Genomic DNA, 275 nt, shown 5'->3' with positions numbered 1-275 from the left:
CTAACCAAAAATCTTCAGCAGTCATTTTTTTGAAACATTCGCCCAGCTCTAGCTCAAGAATCTCGATTTCATCCAGATCCCTGACTCGGTTGATATTTTCAACCCAGCTAAACTTACTTGGGAGGGTGGTTTTATACCGAGAGTACGCAGCACTAAGGATAGTTGGCACATCTTCTAATGATGCCTCAACTGCAATAGTGAGGGCATCTCTACCTGTGACATGACTGCCAAACTCCTTTACTTGAGACACCCCTGTAATTGCGTAAAGCATTTCC

1 protein-coding gene is annotated in these 275 nt (G+C 43.6%); it reads right to left on the bottom strand.

What is annotated here, in order from left to right; genetic code table 11:
- Positions 1–275 (bottom strand): TIGR04141 family sporadically distributed protein (locus tag R0K30_RS21825; protein WP_410612919.1); only part of this gene is annotated, 275 nt, incomplete at both ends.

The sequence above is a fragment of the Bacillus sp. SIMBA_154 genome, from assembly GCF_046536015.1.
Classification (GTDB): Bacteria; Bacillota; Bacilli; order Bacillales; family Bacillaceae; genus Bacillus; species Bacillus pumilus_P.
Note: the sequence above shows the minus strand (reverse complement) of the source record. Positions and strands in the feature narration are given on the sequence as shown.